The sequence below is a fragment of the Streptomyces chryseus genome, from assembly GCF_014650755.1.
In the GTDB taxonomy this organism is placed as follows: domain Bacteria; phylum Actinomycetota; class Actinomycetes; order Streptomycetales; family Streptomycetaceae; genus Streptomyces; species Streptomyces chryseus.
In genome coordinates this window covers 1-11,936 of the sequence record NZ_BMVO01000008.1, presented here as the reverse complement: position 1 = coordinate 11,936, position 11,936 = coordinate 1, and the positions used below count along the sequence as shown (strand labels likewise).

Genomic DNA, 11,936 nt, shown 5'->3' with positions numbered 1-11,936 from the left:
CCTCGGTGGCAGTCGGATCCATTCGTGTCCTTCGGATGATCCAAGGCGTCAGAATGGTGCGATGGACCACCATTACGTGGGCATACCGGAGTTGACCGGAGTTCCCCGTGTCGCTGTCGTCATCGACGTCATGCGCGCCTTCACCGTGGCTGCTTGGGCCTTCTCGCGTGGCGTCGAGAGGATCGTCCTGGCCTCGACGGAGAGTGAGGCACTTGCCTTGAAGGAGAGCCGTTCGGGCTGGCTGGCGTTGAAGGACGGGGCTCCAGCGGCGGGATTCGACGCGGTGAATTCACCTGGCTTGCTCAGGTCTCGCGATTTCGCCGGCCGCACACTGGTGCAGAAGACGAGGGCAGGGACCGTCGGTGCTCTGGCCGTCGCGGACGCGCCGCTGGTCCTGTGCGCGAGCTTCGTGGTGGCCGGCCCGACCGCACGGTTCCTGCGGGCCGAGGGTTCCGGCCCGGTGACGTTCGTTGTCACCGGCGAGGGGGGCCGGGCCGACGAGGACCTGGCCTGCGCTGAATACATAGGTCGATCCATGGCCGGAGTCGATGTCGAGGCGGCCCCGTATCTCCACCGCGCGAGGACTTCTCGTGCCGCGGCCGATCTCGCCGGCGGGCTGCGGAGCGGATACCACCCGGACGACGTCGATCTCTGCCTGGAGATCGACAGATTCCCCTTCGCCATGGTGGCTCGCCAGGAGGAGTCTCTCACGGTGCTCCGTCCCGTTGCGGTGCCTGACTGCCCCGTCCCGTCTCCGCTGACCTGCTGAACCTTTGGACGCGTTGGGGGGGAGGGCCCATGCGATCAGGGCGGACTCCGCCCCCCGGGAGCTATGTCCGGGCGTCGAGGCGGTGCTGCAGCGCCCCGTCCGGGCCGAAGACGTCCATCAGGTAGCCCCGTCTCAGCGAAAGCCCTTCCTCGCGCTCCAGGTACCCCGCGATCGACCCCTTGAGGTGATCGAAGATTTCGGCATCCTCATCCGGGTTGTGCGTCCACACGGTCAGCAGCGGTGTGCCGTCAGGACCGGAGCTTCGCTGGATCCCGTACACATCCTCCTCGCCACCGGACTGACGGTAGCGCTCGGCCAGTTGGGCTGCGGGATCGGGCGCCACGGTAGAGGTGACCGTGGGGCCGGGTGGGACAGAGGGGCGAGCGCTGTCCGCGGTACAGCTGGACAGCAGGGCGGCACATCCGGCACAGATCAGTACTGTCCAGCGGGCGAAGATGTTCATGACGCCATTCTCACTGGCGTGCGAATGATCGACTCAGCCCCCTGCCCATGAGGCGGATGCGGGTCTGCGGACTGCTACGGGGTGACGCCACCGAGGTGCCTGGCGGCAGTCGTCTCCGTGACCAATTCACGGCAGGCCGGCCTCTGAAGCAGGGCGGACGCCGCCACTGCCGTGCGGAGTCCCCGAGCCGTGCGCCGGGAGGCGCCGTACGGCGGGGACGCGGAGCAGTGCGAGTGCGGCGGGGACCGCGACAGCCGTCATGGCGTACAGAGTGGGCCGCACGCCGACGGACTCGGACACCGGCCCGGCCAGCGTCAGGCCCAGCGGCATGAGTCCTGCGGACAGCAGGTAGTCGTAGGAACTCACGCGGGACAGGGCCGCTTCGGGCACGTGGGCCTGCAGTGCCGTCTCCCACAGGACGAAGAAGAGGGAGACAGCGACCCCGGTGACTGCTTCGAGGAACGCGATCAGGGCGAGCGAGGCACCTGATCCGATGATGATCGCCTGACAGGAGGCTACGGCGAGCGCCGCAGCGGCCAGGGCCATGGGGCGCGCGACCTTGAGCCGGTAGGCGCATACATCACCGACGATGGATCCGATACCGAAGGCGGCGACCACGACCGACCAGCTCGCCGCACCGCCCCACTCACGCTCGGCAAGGACAGGTCCCAGCACGAAGACCGACGGCAGCACCACGACGTGGTAGACCGCCATCGCAGCCATGCCCGACCACAGCCAGCTCCGGCTGCGCACCTGCGCCCAGCCCTCGCGGAGTTCCCTGAGGAAGGTCCCCCCAGCAGCGATCCGCACTGTCTCGGATGCCGTCTCGCGAGGCTTCAGTCGGGCCAGGAACGCGGCACTGACCGCGAAGGTAAGGGCGTCCAAGGCCAGGGCACCGCCGGGGCCGACCCACGCGACCAGACCCCCCGCCAGGGCCGGCCCGAGCACCAGACCGGAGGACTGGACGAAACCACGCAGAGCATTGGCTTCCCGCAGTCGGTCAGGCCTGACGACAAGTGGCATCAGCCCGGTGGCAGCGGGCATGAAGAACGCGTCCGCCGCGCCGAAAACGATCATCAGCAGGACCAGATGTCGAACTTCGGCAACACCGGTCAGAAGCAGCCCGGCGAGGAGTGTCTGAACAGCGAACCGCACCAGGTCGGAGATGAGCATGATGCGGTGCCGCCGGAAGCGGTCCGCCCAAACCCCACCGACCAGCGTGAACAGAAGCATGGGCAAGAGCCCCGCGGCCGCCACCAGCCCGACGTCGGAGACAGACCCGCCCACCGACAACACGGCGAAGGGCACAGCCACGAACGACACACGGTCGCCCAGCACCGACAGGGACTGCCCGACGAACAGGCGGGCGAACTGGGGCTCGTCACGCAGCACGCCAGGGATCAAGGATCTCATGCGGCCGCCGTTCACGGACAGGAGGCAGTATGCCCAGCGCCCGATGGTAAGGAAGGCCATCCTTGCGAGTCACCTGAGTTTCGGTGGGGCAGAGCCCGTTCAGGGTTTCCCGTAGGACGCGGACGGCGGCTGCGGCTGCCTCCCCCTGCGCGGTGTGCGCGTTGCCGGGCATCGTCGTCCTGCTGGACGGGGCCGGGGGATTGACGCGCGGCCTCCGCGCCTGCTCCGCCACAGCCGTGAGGGGTCGACGGTGTCACAGGCTTGGCTCGATGCCCGGCGGTTCAAGAGGTCGATCATCGCACGCGAGTCGTATCGGTTCTTCTCTCCGCCTCTTGGCGAGCTGAAGTCGGCGGCTGAGGCGACGGACAGCGGCGGGACACCAGGCATCCAGCCAGCGCGGCGGCGACGCCGGCCAGCCCGGCCGCCGCGAAGCCCCCCGCCGGCACGGAGACGTCGATCGCCACCCCGACGACCGGGGACCCGAGCGCGAAACCCGCACTCTGCGCCGTGGATTGCAGACCTGTCACCTCACCCCGCACGCCGGCCGGTGTCAGCCGGCTCACCGCCTCGGCCACCGAGGAAAGGGTCGGGGCGGCGAGAAACACGGTGCCGACAACAGCCACGCACAACCAGCGCCAGTCGTGGGCAAGCCCCGCGGGAATCGTCACGAGCCCGAGCAGGCCGAGCAGCACCCACGTGGGCGGCGGCCGGGGCAGCGCTCCGTAGATCAGCCCGCCGGCGACAGAGGTCACGCCGAGCACGGCCACCACCACGGCGGCCCAGGACACCTGACCTGCTTCTTGGAGCGTGGCGACGATGGCGAGGTCGACGCCGCTCAGCAGCATCGTGGTACCGAACGCCATCGTCAGTACGGCGATCATGCCGACGCCCAGCCACTCCCGTCGTGGAGGCCGCCCGACCGCGCCGACATCCGCCTCGTCCTCGGCACGCAGCGGCGGGTTGAGCAAGGCGATCCCGGTTCCGCCGGCCACGATCGCGGCACCGAGCCCCCACGCCACCACACCGGGGGACACCTTCGCGGCGCACAGGATCACGACCGCCGGGCCCACCATGTACGACAGTTCGCCCTGCACCGACTCCAGCGCGAACGCCGCCCGGCGCTGCTCCGCCGTCGTCATCGCGGCGATCGCCTGCCTGGTCACCGGCTGGGCGGGCACCATCAGCAGACCCGCCGCGAAGGCACCACCCAGTAGGGCCGTGTACGGCAGGATCGGCACGCTCAGCCAGAACACGGCCTGCGCCAGGACCGTTGTCAGGAGCACCGTGCGCAGTCCCCGCCGATCGATCACGCGGCCGAGCAGTGGCCCGCCCAACGCCAGCCCGGTGGTCAGAGCCGCCGCCGCACCGCCGGCTGCCACGTAGCTCATGTCCAGGCCCAGCACGACGTACATCGTCAGGGCCATCACGACGGCCGTGATCGCGGTACGGGCGAGAAGGGAAACGCCCCACAGCGGTGCCAGCCCCGGCACGGCGAGTATCTGTCGGTATCCGGTCACCTGCGTGACGCTAGATCCTGCTCCCCGCCATCGGTAGTGCTTCATTTGCTGGCACCGGCATAATGGTTCGTTATGGCCAGGGATCTTGAGACCGCTTTGCTGCGGTCCTTCGTCACCGTCGTGCAGGCGGGCAGCATCAGCCGTGCCGCGACCGCGCTCGGACAGTCCCAGCCCGCGCTCAGCCAGCAGGTGCGCAAGCTGGAGAGGGCCATCGGCCGGCCGCTGCTTCACCGATCACCGTCCGGTGTCTCGCTGACCCGGGCGGGCGAGGAACTATTGCCGTACGCCGAACGCATCCTCTCCCTCTCCGCACAGGCACTCACTGAGACCGGGCGCACACTCACCGGCCGCTGCGGCGTCGGGTTGCTCGAAGACCTCGCTGCGTCCCAGCTCCCCCAGGCCCTCGCCGACCTCGCCCGGCTGCACCCCGGCGCAACCCTGGAAGTGCTCAGCATGTCCAACGCCGCCATGCGGGAGGCGTACGACGCGGGCCGCGTCCACCTCGTGCTCAACGAGGTGCAAGCCGTTCCCGGACCGCCACGCTGGACGGTACGCCGCCCACTGGTCTGGGCGATCGGCCACGGTGTGGACGTGGCCGCCGATCCGCTGCCGGTGGTGCTGTTCTCGAACACGTGCTCCTGGCGTACGTCGGTGCTCGAAACCCTGGAGCGTGCCGGCCGGCCCTGGCGGGTGGCGTTCGAAAGCAACAGCCTGGCCGGTGTGCTCGCCGCGGTACGGGCGGGGCTCGGTGTCGCGGCGCTCATGCCCACGAATCTGGAACCGGCCATGGCCGGCCACGACGCGGACGCCCTGCCCACCCTGCCGGACGTCGAACTCGGCCTCGCACGGCACCCGAGGTCCGAAGGTGATCCACTGATCGATGCCGTCGAAACGGCGCTACGACGCACGATCTGAGGTTCGCGGCCGGTCGGCCCGCATGCCCGGGTGCCCCGTGCAGGTCTTCGTGCGGAACGACCGCGGTCTCGGCGACGTACCTTCGTAGCAGCCCCGGAGGTCCGCACCTGCGACCATGGAAAGGGTGATGGCATCGTCCTCGCTCCCGCTGGGTGAGGCTGACCGGAAGGCACTCCGAACATGACTGGGCAACGCGACCGTTGGGCGGAACTGACCGGCGGACAAGCTGGAGAGGAGTACGCTCAGCGTTTCGCGCAGCTCGCCGAGTCAGGTCACGACGTTCACGGCGAGGCCGCCTTCTGCGCCGCATTGCTGCAGCCCGCCGCCCGGGTACTCGACGCCGGCTGCGGCACCGGCCGGATCGCGATCCGGCTCGCGGAGCTGGGCCACGACTGCACCGGTGTGGACGTCGACTCCTCGATGCTCGCCGTCGCCCGCCGCGCAGCCCCCAGGCAGGAATGGCTCCTCGGCGACCTGGCCCGTCTGGACACCCTCGGCCTGAAGCCGGGCTTCGACCTGGCGCTCGCCGCCGGAAACGTCATCCCCCTGCTGGCCCCCGGCACCGAACCCGCCGTCGTCCGGCAACTGGCAGCCGCACTGCGCCCCGGCGGTCTGCTGGTCACGGGCATGGGCCTGGACGCGGCACACCTGCCGCTGCCGGAACCGCCGCTGACCCTCGCAGAGTTCGACCACTGGTGTACTCAGGCCGGACTGACCCTGCGGCAGCGCTACGCCACCTGGAGCGGCGAGCCGTACTACGAAGGCTGCGGCTACGCAGTCAGCGTGCACTCCGGCCCCGCCACGTGAGTCCGAGCTCATCCGCGAACGCGTCACATCCGTGGACGACCTGTTCGCTCACGAATTGGCGGGGTAAGGCGCGTTGCGGAGCGCACTGGACGAGTGAGGGCAGCTGTCGCTCAGCCGTCTGGGAGGCATCGGTGCGGCGTCCTGTCCGATGTGTGCGGGAGGCGGCAGCACCCGGTCCGGCACGCTCTGCGCCGGTCTATTGCATGTTGTACCGGTGCGGGTGCCCGGGCTCGGTGGGGCAGGCGAAGATGTTCAGCAGGCCGTCTCGGCCGATCTCGAGCTTCGTGGGGCAGCGGTCCCGCAGGTGCTCTGCGACGTCCCACTCCTCGGTGGGCATCCAGCTGCCATGGGCGCCGTCCCACTCACGACTGTGCACGGTGAGCAGCAGGACCATCGGTGCGGCACACGCTTCGCAGTTCATCGGGTAGAAGTCGGTCGTGTGCCAGGAGGGGAACCCACCCACCCGGCACCCGTGCGGAATCGACAGGTCGTGCTGGTAGGTCACCAGCTCGTCGTGGTGCTCGGCCTCCTCCAGTTCCCGTGCCTCGTCCCAGGCGTCGATCTTCTTCCCGAGCCTGGCCGGGAGCGAGCCGGCGTCGGGGTAGGTGACGACTTGCTCGGGATGCAGCACGCATGGCTCGGCGACCGAGCCCCCGAAGCCGACCACCGTCGGCTGCGGCGGAGCGTGCAGCGGCACGGAGACCTGGTCGGAGTGGCGCCAGCGTACGTGCGGGGCCAGGCCGTAGCGGGTGGGGCCGTGTGCCTCGAACGGGCACCAGAGCACCTGGAGCAGGTCGCAGCCGTCCGGGCCCGGCAGGAGACCGGGCACGTCCCGCCGGTACACCTGGGCCAGGGCGACCAGTGGGATCGGATCGGTGTCGGTGACGTCCGGGACGCGATGCCTGCGCCCGAGCTCCGTGAGCAGGGCGCCTTCCTCGGCGGTGGGCCGGTCACGGGCCCAGGCGTCCGCGAGCAGCCGGCGGCTGCGACGGATGTCCGCGACGCGGTATCCACGGCTGCGTTTGTGCGGCTCGGTGCACACCGGCCACGGTTCGTCGGCCGGCCACAGCAGAGGGCCGCCGACCGAGCTGACCGACGCATCCGGGCGACCCGGGCGCGGATGCAGTCGCGTCGTCTCGCCCCGGAACGCGCCCAGCTTCGGGAACAGCTTCTCGACGTGCATCGGGCGCGACGGCGTAGTCCTGGTCATGGCGGAAACCCTAAGTCACCACGTCGGCCCGGCTCAGAAGTGCCCTGCGACCTCCGTGCCGAGCCCGCTGGACCGCCACGACTCCGCTCCTGTCCCTGCCGCGTGTGGCTCCACCCAGCCGTGCAAGGCGCCCGTCATCGCTCGGCCCCTCCGCTTTCCGCGGCACCACGATGAACGCCGTGCCTTCGGCCAGGTCGACGTACGACCGGGGTGGCGCACCGTCGCTCTCGTCGTCCCGCCGCAGCAACTCCACCCGCCGCTGCTTCAGTTCCACCGTCTTGTTTCCGTTCACGACAGCGGTGAATTCATCGAAGACCACGTTCGACAACGACTGCCCCGCGCGTCTGCGTAACCACGGGACCAACCCCAGCCCCGTGAACCATCGCCAGGCGCTCTCCGTCAGGGCGAAGAGAACCATCAGGCACACGAACGCCGGGAACGACATGAGCCACATCGTCACGGATGCCTCCTCCTCGTCCTCATCCCACGGGCACTGCGTTCTGCCCGGAGCGGTACAGGGCGTACGGTCCCTTCCTCCGCCGCCGGGGGACTCATCCCGCTAGGGCCATGGGCCCACTGTTCCGGATCTCCAGCGCGCAGGAATCAGGCCGGCGCATGATCCGCCTCCCCCATGTGGCGGAGGCGCCGCCCAGGGAGACCCACCGCGTGAAGGAGCGCCGAGCAGGCCGGCATCGGTCGACCGGCCGGCCTGGGTTACGACGCCGGGGCGGTGGGCTGCCTGTGTTGCTGGTCCACCACCCAGCCCTCACCTCGGCACCGCCATCCGGCGCCCGGCCGTCAGCGCGTCTCGCGCCTCCTCGCCTGCGGCCTGCGGCCTGCGGCCTGCGGCCGGTGCTCAGCGACCTTCCTGCATGGCGTGCTGTCGGCGCACCATCTCGGTGATCCAGACGGGGGCGAACGGAGAGGTGCAGCCCGGGGGAGTCGGGTAGCCCTTGAGCGCGTGCAGGCGCTCACCGATGTCGATGGCACGGGTGCGGTACTCGGCGTGCTCGATACCGATCTGTGCCAGGCAGTGGTTCATCGCCCACTGCAGGCGGTCCGGGGCGTTGCTCATCTCCGTCTCGATGACGTCGAGGAGCCCCGCGAGGTCGAGGCTCTCGGGCTTCTTCGCCACGCGTTCAGTGGTCAGCGCCCAGCCGGCACTCGTCACCACGGGATCCGGGTCGGCGGACCAGGCCAGGCGCAGCTCTTCGGAGTGCGGGTTCTTCTTCACCACGTAGTTCACGAGCCAGTCGTGCAGCTTGGGCGTGCGCGCTGTGCGCGCCATGGCGTCCAACTCGTCACGCCCGTACGCCCTCGGGCGGCAGACTCGGATCGCCAGCAGCCTTGCCGCGGTGTCATCGGTGTCCCACAGCTGATGCGCGAGCTCTTGCTGCGTCTTGAGCCGCTTCGCGAGCGCGCGCAGCTTGCCGAGGTTCACACCGTGATCGTCACCGTGTTTCTCGTTCACCTTCCGTGCTCTCGGGCCCTCGAGTTCGGCCAGCTCCGCCATCACCTCGGCGACCGTCGTCCCGGTCGGCGTCGTTTCGGCCACCTCGGTCTCCCGTCCCTCACGTGCGGCGATCAACCTACGACGTGGCCGGGCAGTCTGTCGTACACACCGGTTCCGCGGCAGCCCACGTCCAGTCTCGACCATCCGGCCCGTGCCCATGGCGTCGACCTGGGAAGGCGCGACGCGCCTCGTCGCCGTGAGCGCTTGATCCGTACGTGCGTGACTGCTTCGACGGCGTCGAGCCATTGGTGGCCCACGTGGTGCCGTGCTGGGCTAGTAGTGGCGCCATCAGTGTGCCATTATGGCACCACGGGCGGCGTGGTCCGCGGCCGCGCAGGCCGAAGGGCGCGCGTTCACGCAGTGAGCGACGAAAGGGGCGGATCATGGAGACAGCAGAGAGACAGGAGCAGTCGGCGCCCGGGGCCATCACCGCCTTCGCCCGCTTCGCGCTCTGCGGCGGCGGGGTGGGGGTCGCCTCCAGCTTCGCCGTCGCGGCTCTCGCCTCCTGGATGCCCTGGGTCTTGGCCAACGCCGTCATCACCGTGGTCTCCACGCTCCTCGCCACCGAACTGCACGCCCGCTTCACGTTCGGTGCGGGCGGGCGTGCGACCTGGCGCCAGCACGCACAGTCGGCCGGCTCCGCGGCGGCAGCGTACGCGGTGACCTGCTTGGCGACGCTTGGCCTGCACCAACTGATGGCGGCACCCGGTGCGGTGCTCGAACAGGTCGTCTACCTGTCCGCCGCCGCTCTGGCCGGCGCCGGCCGCTTCGCGCTGCTGCGCCTCGTCGTCTTCGCACGGAACCGCCCGCCGGCCGCGACCACCGCCCGCCCCGTGCACACGACCGTGGCCCGTGCGTCATCGGACCCGGCCGACCCCGCATCGCTCTGCCACGCGGCGTGACGCTGTCGCACCGGTCGTCCACGGGCGCGTCCAAGCGGCCCCCACCCACCTGCGTGCTGCCGGTCTCGCGCCCTGGTCGACCTGCGGTTTCCGGGCAGCGTCACCGGGCCGGGATCGGCTGAGTGAGGTTCACCGGGTTGCCGTCGGGGTCCTGGATGTGGGCGACGCGCTGTCCCCACGGCATGTCGTTGGGGCCGCCGCGGACCGAGCCGCCCAGCGTCTCCACCCGGCCGAGCGTCTCGTCGACGTCGCCGACAGCGATGCTGAGCAGGATCCGCGGTGCCGCCCCGGTCCCGGGGTCCGCCTTGGCCACCAGCCCGAGGTCGGTGTCGCCGATGCGCAAGCCGAGGTAGAAGGCCGGGCCTTCCGCCGGTACCCGGAAGATCTCCTCAGCGCCGAACAGTTTGGTATAGAAGCCGAGCAGAACGTCCTGGTCGGCAGTAATGATCACTGGCTGGATGGTGGACATGGCACTCCTGTAGAGAACGGTCGTGTCGCCGGGTAGACCGTTTGAGGACGGTGAACTCATCGGCAAACCACCCCGCCGGACGATCTGCGTCACAGGCTGCCGCCCACCACCAGCACGAGCCCCCCGGAACACGGTCACGCCACCCCGCTGACCTGCCACGTCGAGACGGCAGAGCTGTAGTGCTTCAAACGAATCGGCCCAGGTGTCCTGCCGTACCCTCTGGGTCGCTTTGTCGGCGTCCGACGCGACCGTCGACCCGACGTCGGCCGTACGCCTCGCACGGGCAGTGAAGGGGCTGGGCGGCAGTCGGCCGCCGGCGCTTCTCGCCACCGGCGCCCCGGTCTGGGACGGCGAGGACGGCCTCTTCGACGTGCGCTGCCTCGACGACCTGGACCTGTTGCCGAACCTCAAGCTCTTCACCGGGGGCGCGCGCCGCAGCACATGATTCCCGACGCACTGGAGATCCTCGCGGCCAGGGGCATCGCCGCAGCTGCTCGGGCCTTGCGATGGAGGGCGAGAGCAATGCGGTGGGAGTCCCGCGCCAAGGGGCCGCGTCGGAGAGGCGCGTCCACGGGGTGAACGGCATTCGGGACGGCACGGGTTCGAGTCGAGAAAGCCGGCGGCGCGAGCCTCGGAAGGCGGCGGAGAACGCCAACGGGCGGCGTACGCCGACGTCGTGTCGGGTACGCCGCCCCTGAGCGGGACGGGCCGGTCGGGCCGCCGGGCTCAGGCGGCTGACCGGTCCTTCTCCCGTTACTTCGGGTCGCGGTTGAACTTCGCCGTCGACCAGAAGTAGCCGAGCACCGCGAGACCCAGGCACCAGGCCACCGCCAGCCACCCGTTGTGGCCGATCTCGGTACCGAGCAGCAGGCCGCGCAGGGTTTCGATGGCCGGAGTGAACGGCTGGTACTCGGCGAACGGCTGGAACCAGCCCGGCATCGCGTCGAGCGGCACGAAGGCGCTGGAGAGGAGCGGCAGGACCATCAGCGGCAGGGCGTTGTTGCTGGCCGCCTCGACGTTCGGACTGGACAGGCCCATGCCGACCGCGATCCACGTGAGCGCCAGGGAGACGAGCGCCAACAGCCCCACGGCCAGGACCCACTCGAGGGCGGTGGCACCCTTGGCCCGGAACCCGATGGCCACAGCGACGGCCCCGACGAGGACCACACTCATCACGCACTGCACGACGCTGCCGACGACGCGCCCGATGAGTACCGACCCGCGGTGGATCGCCATCGTACGGAAGCGGGCGATGATGCCCTCGGTCATGTCGTTGGAGACGGACACCGCGGTCCCGATCGTGGTGCCGCCGATGGTGAGCAGCAGGATGCCCGGGACGATGTAGGCGATGTACGCGGAGCGATCCGCACTCCCGCCGTCACCGATGCCCGCGCTCATGGCGTCGCCGAAGATGTAGACGAAGAGCAGCAGCAGCATGATCGGTGTGAGCAGCAGGTTCAGCGTCAGGGACGGGTAGCGCCGGGCATGCAGGAGGTTGCGGCGCAGCATGGTGGACGAGTCGCGCACGGCGAGGGACAGGGAGCTCATCGGACAGCCTCCTTGGGCTGGGCGGGCACGCTGGAGCCGGTCAGGGCGAAGAACACGTCGTCGAGGTCGGGTGTGTGCACGGTGAGCTCGTCCGCCTCGACGCCGGCGGAGTCGAGCCGGTCGAGGACGGAGCGCAGCGCGCGCTGGCTGCCGTCGCTGGGGATCTGCAGCGTCAGTGCCTCGTCGTCGCGGGTGATGTCGCGCAGCGCGGCGGCGGCGCTCTGGTAGGCGGCGGGGTCGGTGAAGCGGAGCCGGACGTGGCCGCCGGGGATCAGCCGTTTGAGCTCCTCGGCGGTGCCCTCCGCGGCGATCGTGCCGTCGTTGAGCACGGCGATACGGTCGGCGAGTTCGTCGGCCTCCTCCAGGTACTGCGTGGTGAGGAAGACGGTGACGCCGCCGGTGACCAGTTC

13 protein-coding genes and 1 pseudogene are annotated in these 11,936 nt (G+C 70.0%); 5 read left to right on the top strand and 9 right to left on the bottom strand.

Going from position 1 to position 11,936, the window contains the following annotated elements:
* Window positions 1-61 precede the first annotated feature (61 nt).
* A complete protein-coding gene (locus IE185_RS14725) occupies window positions 62-769 on the top strand; it encodes a 2-phosphosulfolactate phosphatase (RefSeq protein WP_138898536.1) in 708 nt (235 codons plus the stop codon).
* A 61-nt stretch (window positions 770-830) separates the two neighbouring features.
* Here IE185_RS14725 and IE185_RS14720 read toward each other — a convergent pair whose 3' ends face one another.
* The 3 genes from IE185_RS14720 to IE185_RS14710 form a co-directional block, all read right to left on the bottom strand.
* Window positions 831-1,232, bottom strand: coding sequence for a hypothetical protein (locus tag IE185_RS14720; RefSeq protein WP_189715312.1), 402 nt, complete (start codon window positions 1,230-1,232; stop codon window positions 831-833).
* 126 nt (window positions 1,233-1,358) lie between these two features.
* Window positions 1,359-2,645, bottom strand: a complete 1,287-nt coding sequence (locus IE185_RS14715; RefSeq protein ID WP_170198392.1) for an MFS transporter — start codon at window positions 2,643-2,645, stop codon at window positions 1,359-1,361.
* 293 nt (window positions 2,646-2,938) lie between these two features.
* The gene (locus tag IE185_RS14710) at window positions 2,939-4,207 is read right to left on the bottom strand and encodes an MFS transporter (RefSeq protein WP_229843508.1); all 1,269 of its coding nucleotides are present in this window, start codon (window positions 4,205-4,207) and stop codon (window positions 2,939-2,941) included.
* Between the two features lie 27 nt (window positions 4,208-4,234).
* On the opposite strand from IE185_RS14710, the gene IE185_RS14705 reads away from it, so the two are divergent.
* The gene (locus IE185_RS14705; RefSeq protein ID WP_138898208.1) at window positions 4,235-5,077 is read left to right on the top strand and encodes a LysR family transcriptional regulator; all 843 of its coding nucleotides are present in this window, start codon (window positions 4,235-4,237) and stop codon (window positions 5,075-5,077) included.
* Between the two features lie 180 nt (window positions 5,078-5,257).
* Window positions 5,258-5,884: a class I SAM-dependent methyltransferase gene (locus tag IE185_RS14700; RefSeq protein ID WP_138898209.1), complete on the top strand. Its 627-nt coding sequence runs from the start codon at window positions 5,258-5,260 to the stop codon at window positions 5,882-5,884.
* 196 nt (window positions 5,885-6,080) lie between these two features.
* On the opposite strand, the gene IE185_RS14695 is transcribed toward IE185_RS14700, so the two are convergent.
* The 3 genes from IE185_RS14695 to IE185_RS14685 form a co-directional block, all read right to left on the bottom strand.
* Window positions 6,081-7,094 (bottom strand): hypothetical protein, encoded by a 1,014-nt coding sequence (locus tag IE185_RS14695; protein ID WP_189715309.1) that lies wholly within the window; start codon window positions 7,092-7,094, stop codon window positions 6,081-6,083.
* Window positions 7,095-7,104: 10 nt separating this feature from the next.
* Complete coding sequence (locus tag IE185_RS14690; protein WP_189715307.1) at window positions 7,105-7,539, bottom strand: DUF6191 domain-containing protein; 435 nt, start codon at window positions 7,537-7,539, stop codon at window positions 7,105-7,107.
* Between the two features lie 411 nt (window positions 7,540-7,950).
* The gene (locus tag IE185_RS14685) at window positions 7,951-8,607 is read right to left on the bottom strand and encodes a DNA alkylation repair protein (protein ID WP_229843537.1); all 657 of its coding nucleotides are present in this window, start codon (window positions 8,605-8,607) and stop codon (window positions 7,951-7,953) included.
* Between the two features lie 383 nt (window positions 8,608-8,990).
* On the opposite strand from IE185_RS14685, the gene IE185_RS14680 reads away from it, so the two are divergent.
* Window positions 8,991-9,509 carry a GtrA domain-containing protein gene (locus IE185_RS14680; RefSeq protein WP_138898283.1) on the top strand — a complete coding sequence of 173 codons (519 nt, stop codon included), beginning with the start codon at window positions 8,991-8,993 and terminating at the stop codon, window positions 9,507-9,509.
* A 100-nt stretch (window positions 9,510-9,609) separates the two neighbouring features.
* On the opposite strand, the gene IE185_RS14675 is transcribed toward IE185_RS14680, so the two are convergent.
* A complete protein-coding gene (locus IE185_RS14675; RefSeq protein ID WP_138898282.1) occupies window positions 9,610-9,978 on the bottom strand; it encodes a VOC family protein in 369 nt (122 codons plus the stop codon).
* A gap of 229 nt (window positions 9,979-10,207) precedes the next feature.
* Here IE185_RS14675 and IE185_RS14670 point away from each other — a divergent pair, with 229 nt between their 5' ends.
* Window positions 10,208-10,423 (top strand): DUF6892 domain-containing protein, encoded by a 216-nt coding sequence (locus IE185_RS14670; RefSeq protein ID WP_138898281.1) that lies wholly within the window; start codon window positions 10,208-10,210, stop codon window positions 10,421-10,423.
* A 308-nt stretch (window positions 10,424-10,731) separates the two neighbouring features.
* Here the strand turns inward: IE185_RS14670 and IE185_RS14665 are convergent, their stop codons facing one another.
* Complete coding sequence (locus tag IE185_RS14665) at window positions 10,732-11,526, bottom strand: ABC transporter permease (protein WP_138898280.1); 795 nt, start codon at window positions 11,524-11,526, stop codon at window positions 10,732-10,734.
* Window positions 11,523-11,936 (bottom strand): annotated as a pseudogene (locus IE185_RS14660) (ABC transporter); the annotation flags it as partial. The pseudogene IE185_RS14660 and the gene IE185_RS14665, both read right to left, overlap by 4 nt.

Excerpts from the sequence above, each read along its gene's own strand:
- IE185_RS14725 (WP_138898536.1), top strand. The coding sequence starts at position 62 with ATGGACCACCATTACGTGGGCATACCGGAGTTGACCGGAGTTCCCCGT.
- IE185_RS14720 (WP_189715312.1), bottom strand. The coding sequence starts at position 1,232 with ATGAACATCTTCGCCCGCTGGACAGTACTGATCTGTGCCGGATGTGCC.
- IE185_RS14715 (WP_170198392.1), bottom strand. The coding sequence starts at position 2,645 with ATGAGATCCTTGATCCCTGGCGTGCTGCGTGACGAGCCCCAGTTCGCC.
- IE185_RS14710 (WP_229843508.1), bottom strand. The coding sequence starts at position 4,207 with ATGAAGCACTACCGATGGCGGGGAGCAGGATCTAGCGTCACGCAGGTG.
- IE185_RS14705 (WP_138898208.1), top strand. The coding sequence starts at position 4,235 with ATGGCCAGGGATCTTGAGACCGCTTTGCTGCGGTCCTTCGTCACCGTC.
- IE185_RS14700 (WP_138898209.1), top strand. The coding sequence starts at position 5,258 with ATGACTGGGCAACGCGACCGTTGGGCGGAACTGACCGGCGGACAAGCT.
- IE185_RS14695 (WP_189715309.1), bottom strand. The coding sequence starts at position 7,094 with ATGACCAGGACTACGCCGTCGCGCCCGATGCACGTCGAGAAGCTGTTC.
- IE185_RS14690 (WP_189715307.1), bottom strand. The coding sequence starts at position 7,539 with ATGTCGTTCCCGGCGTTCGTGTGCCTGATGGTTCTCTTCGCCCTGACG.
- IE185_RS14685 (WP_229843537.1), bottom strand. The coding sequence starts at position 8,607 with ATGGCGGAGCTGGCCGAACTCGAGGGCCCGAGAGCACGGAAGGTGAAC.
- IE185_RS14680 (WP_138898283.1), top strand. The coding sequence starts at position 8,991 with ATGGAGACAGCAGAGAGACAGGAGCAGTCGGCGCCCGGGGCCATCACC.
- IE185_RS14675 (WP_138898282.1), bottom strand. The coding sequence starts at position 9,978 with ATGTCCACCATCCAGCCAGTGATCATTACTGCCGACCAGGACGTTCTG.
- IE185_RS14665 (WP_138898280.1), bottom strand. The coding sequence starts at position 11,526 with ATGAGCTCCCTGTCCCTCGCCGTGCGCGACTCGTCCACCATGCTGCGC.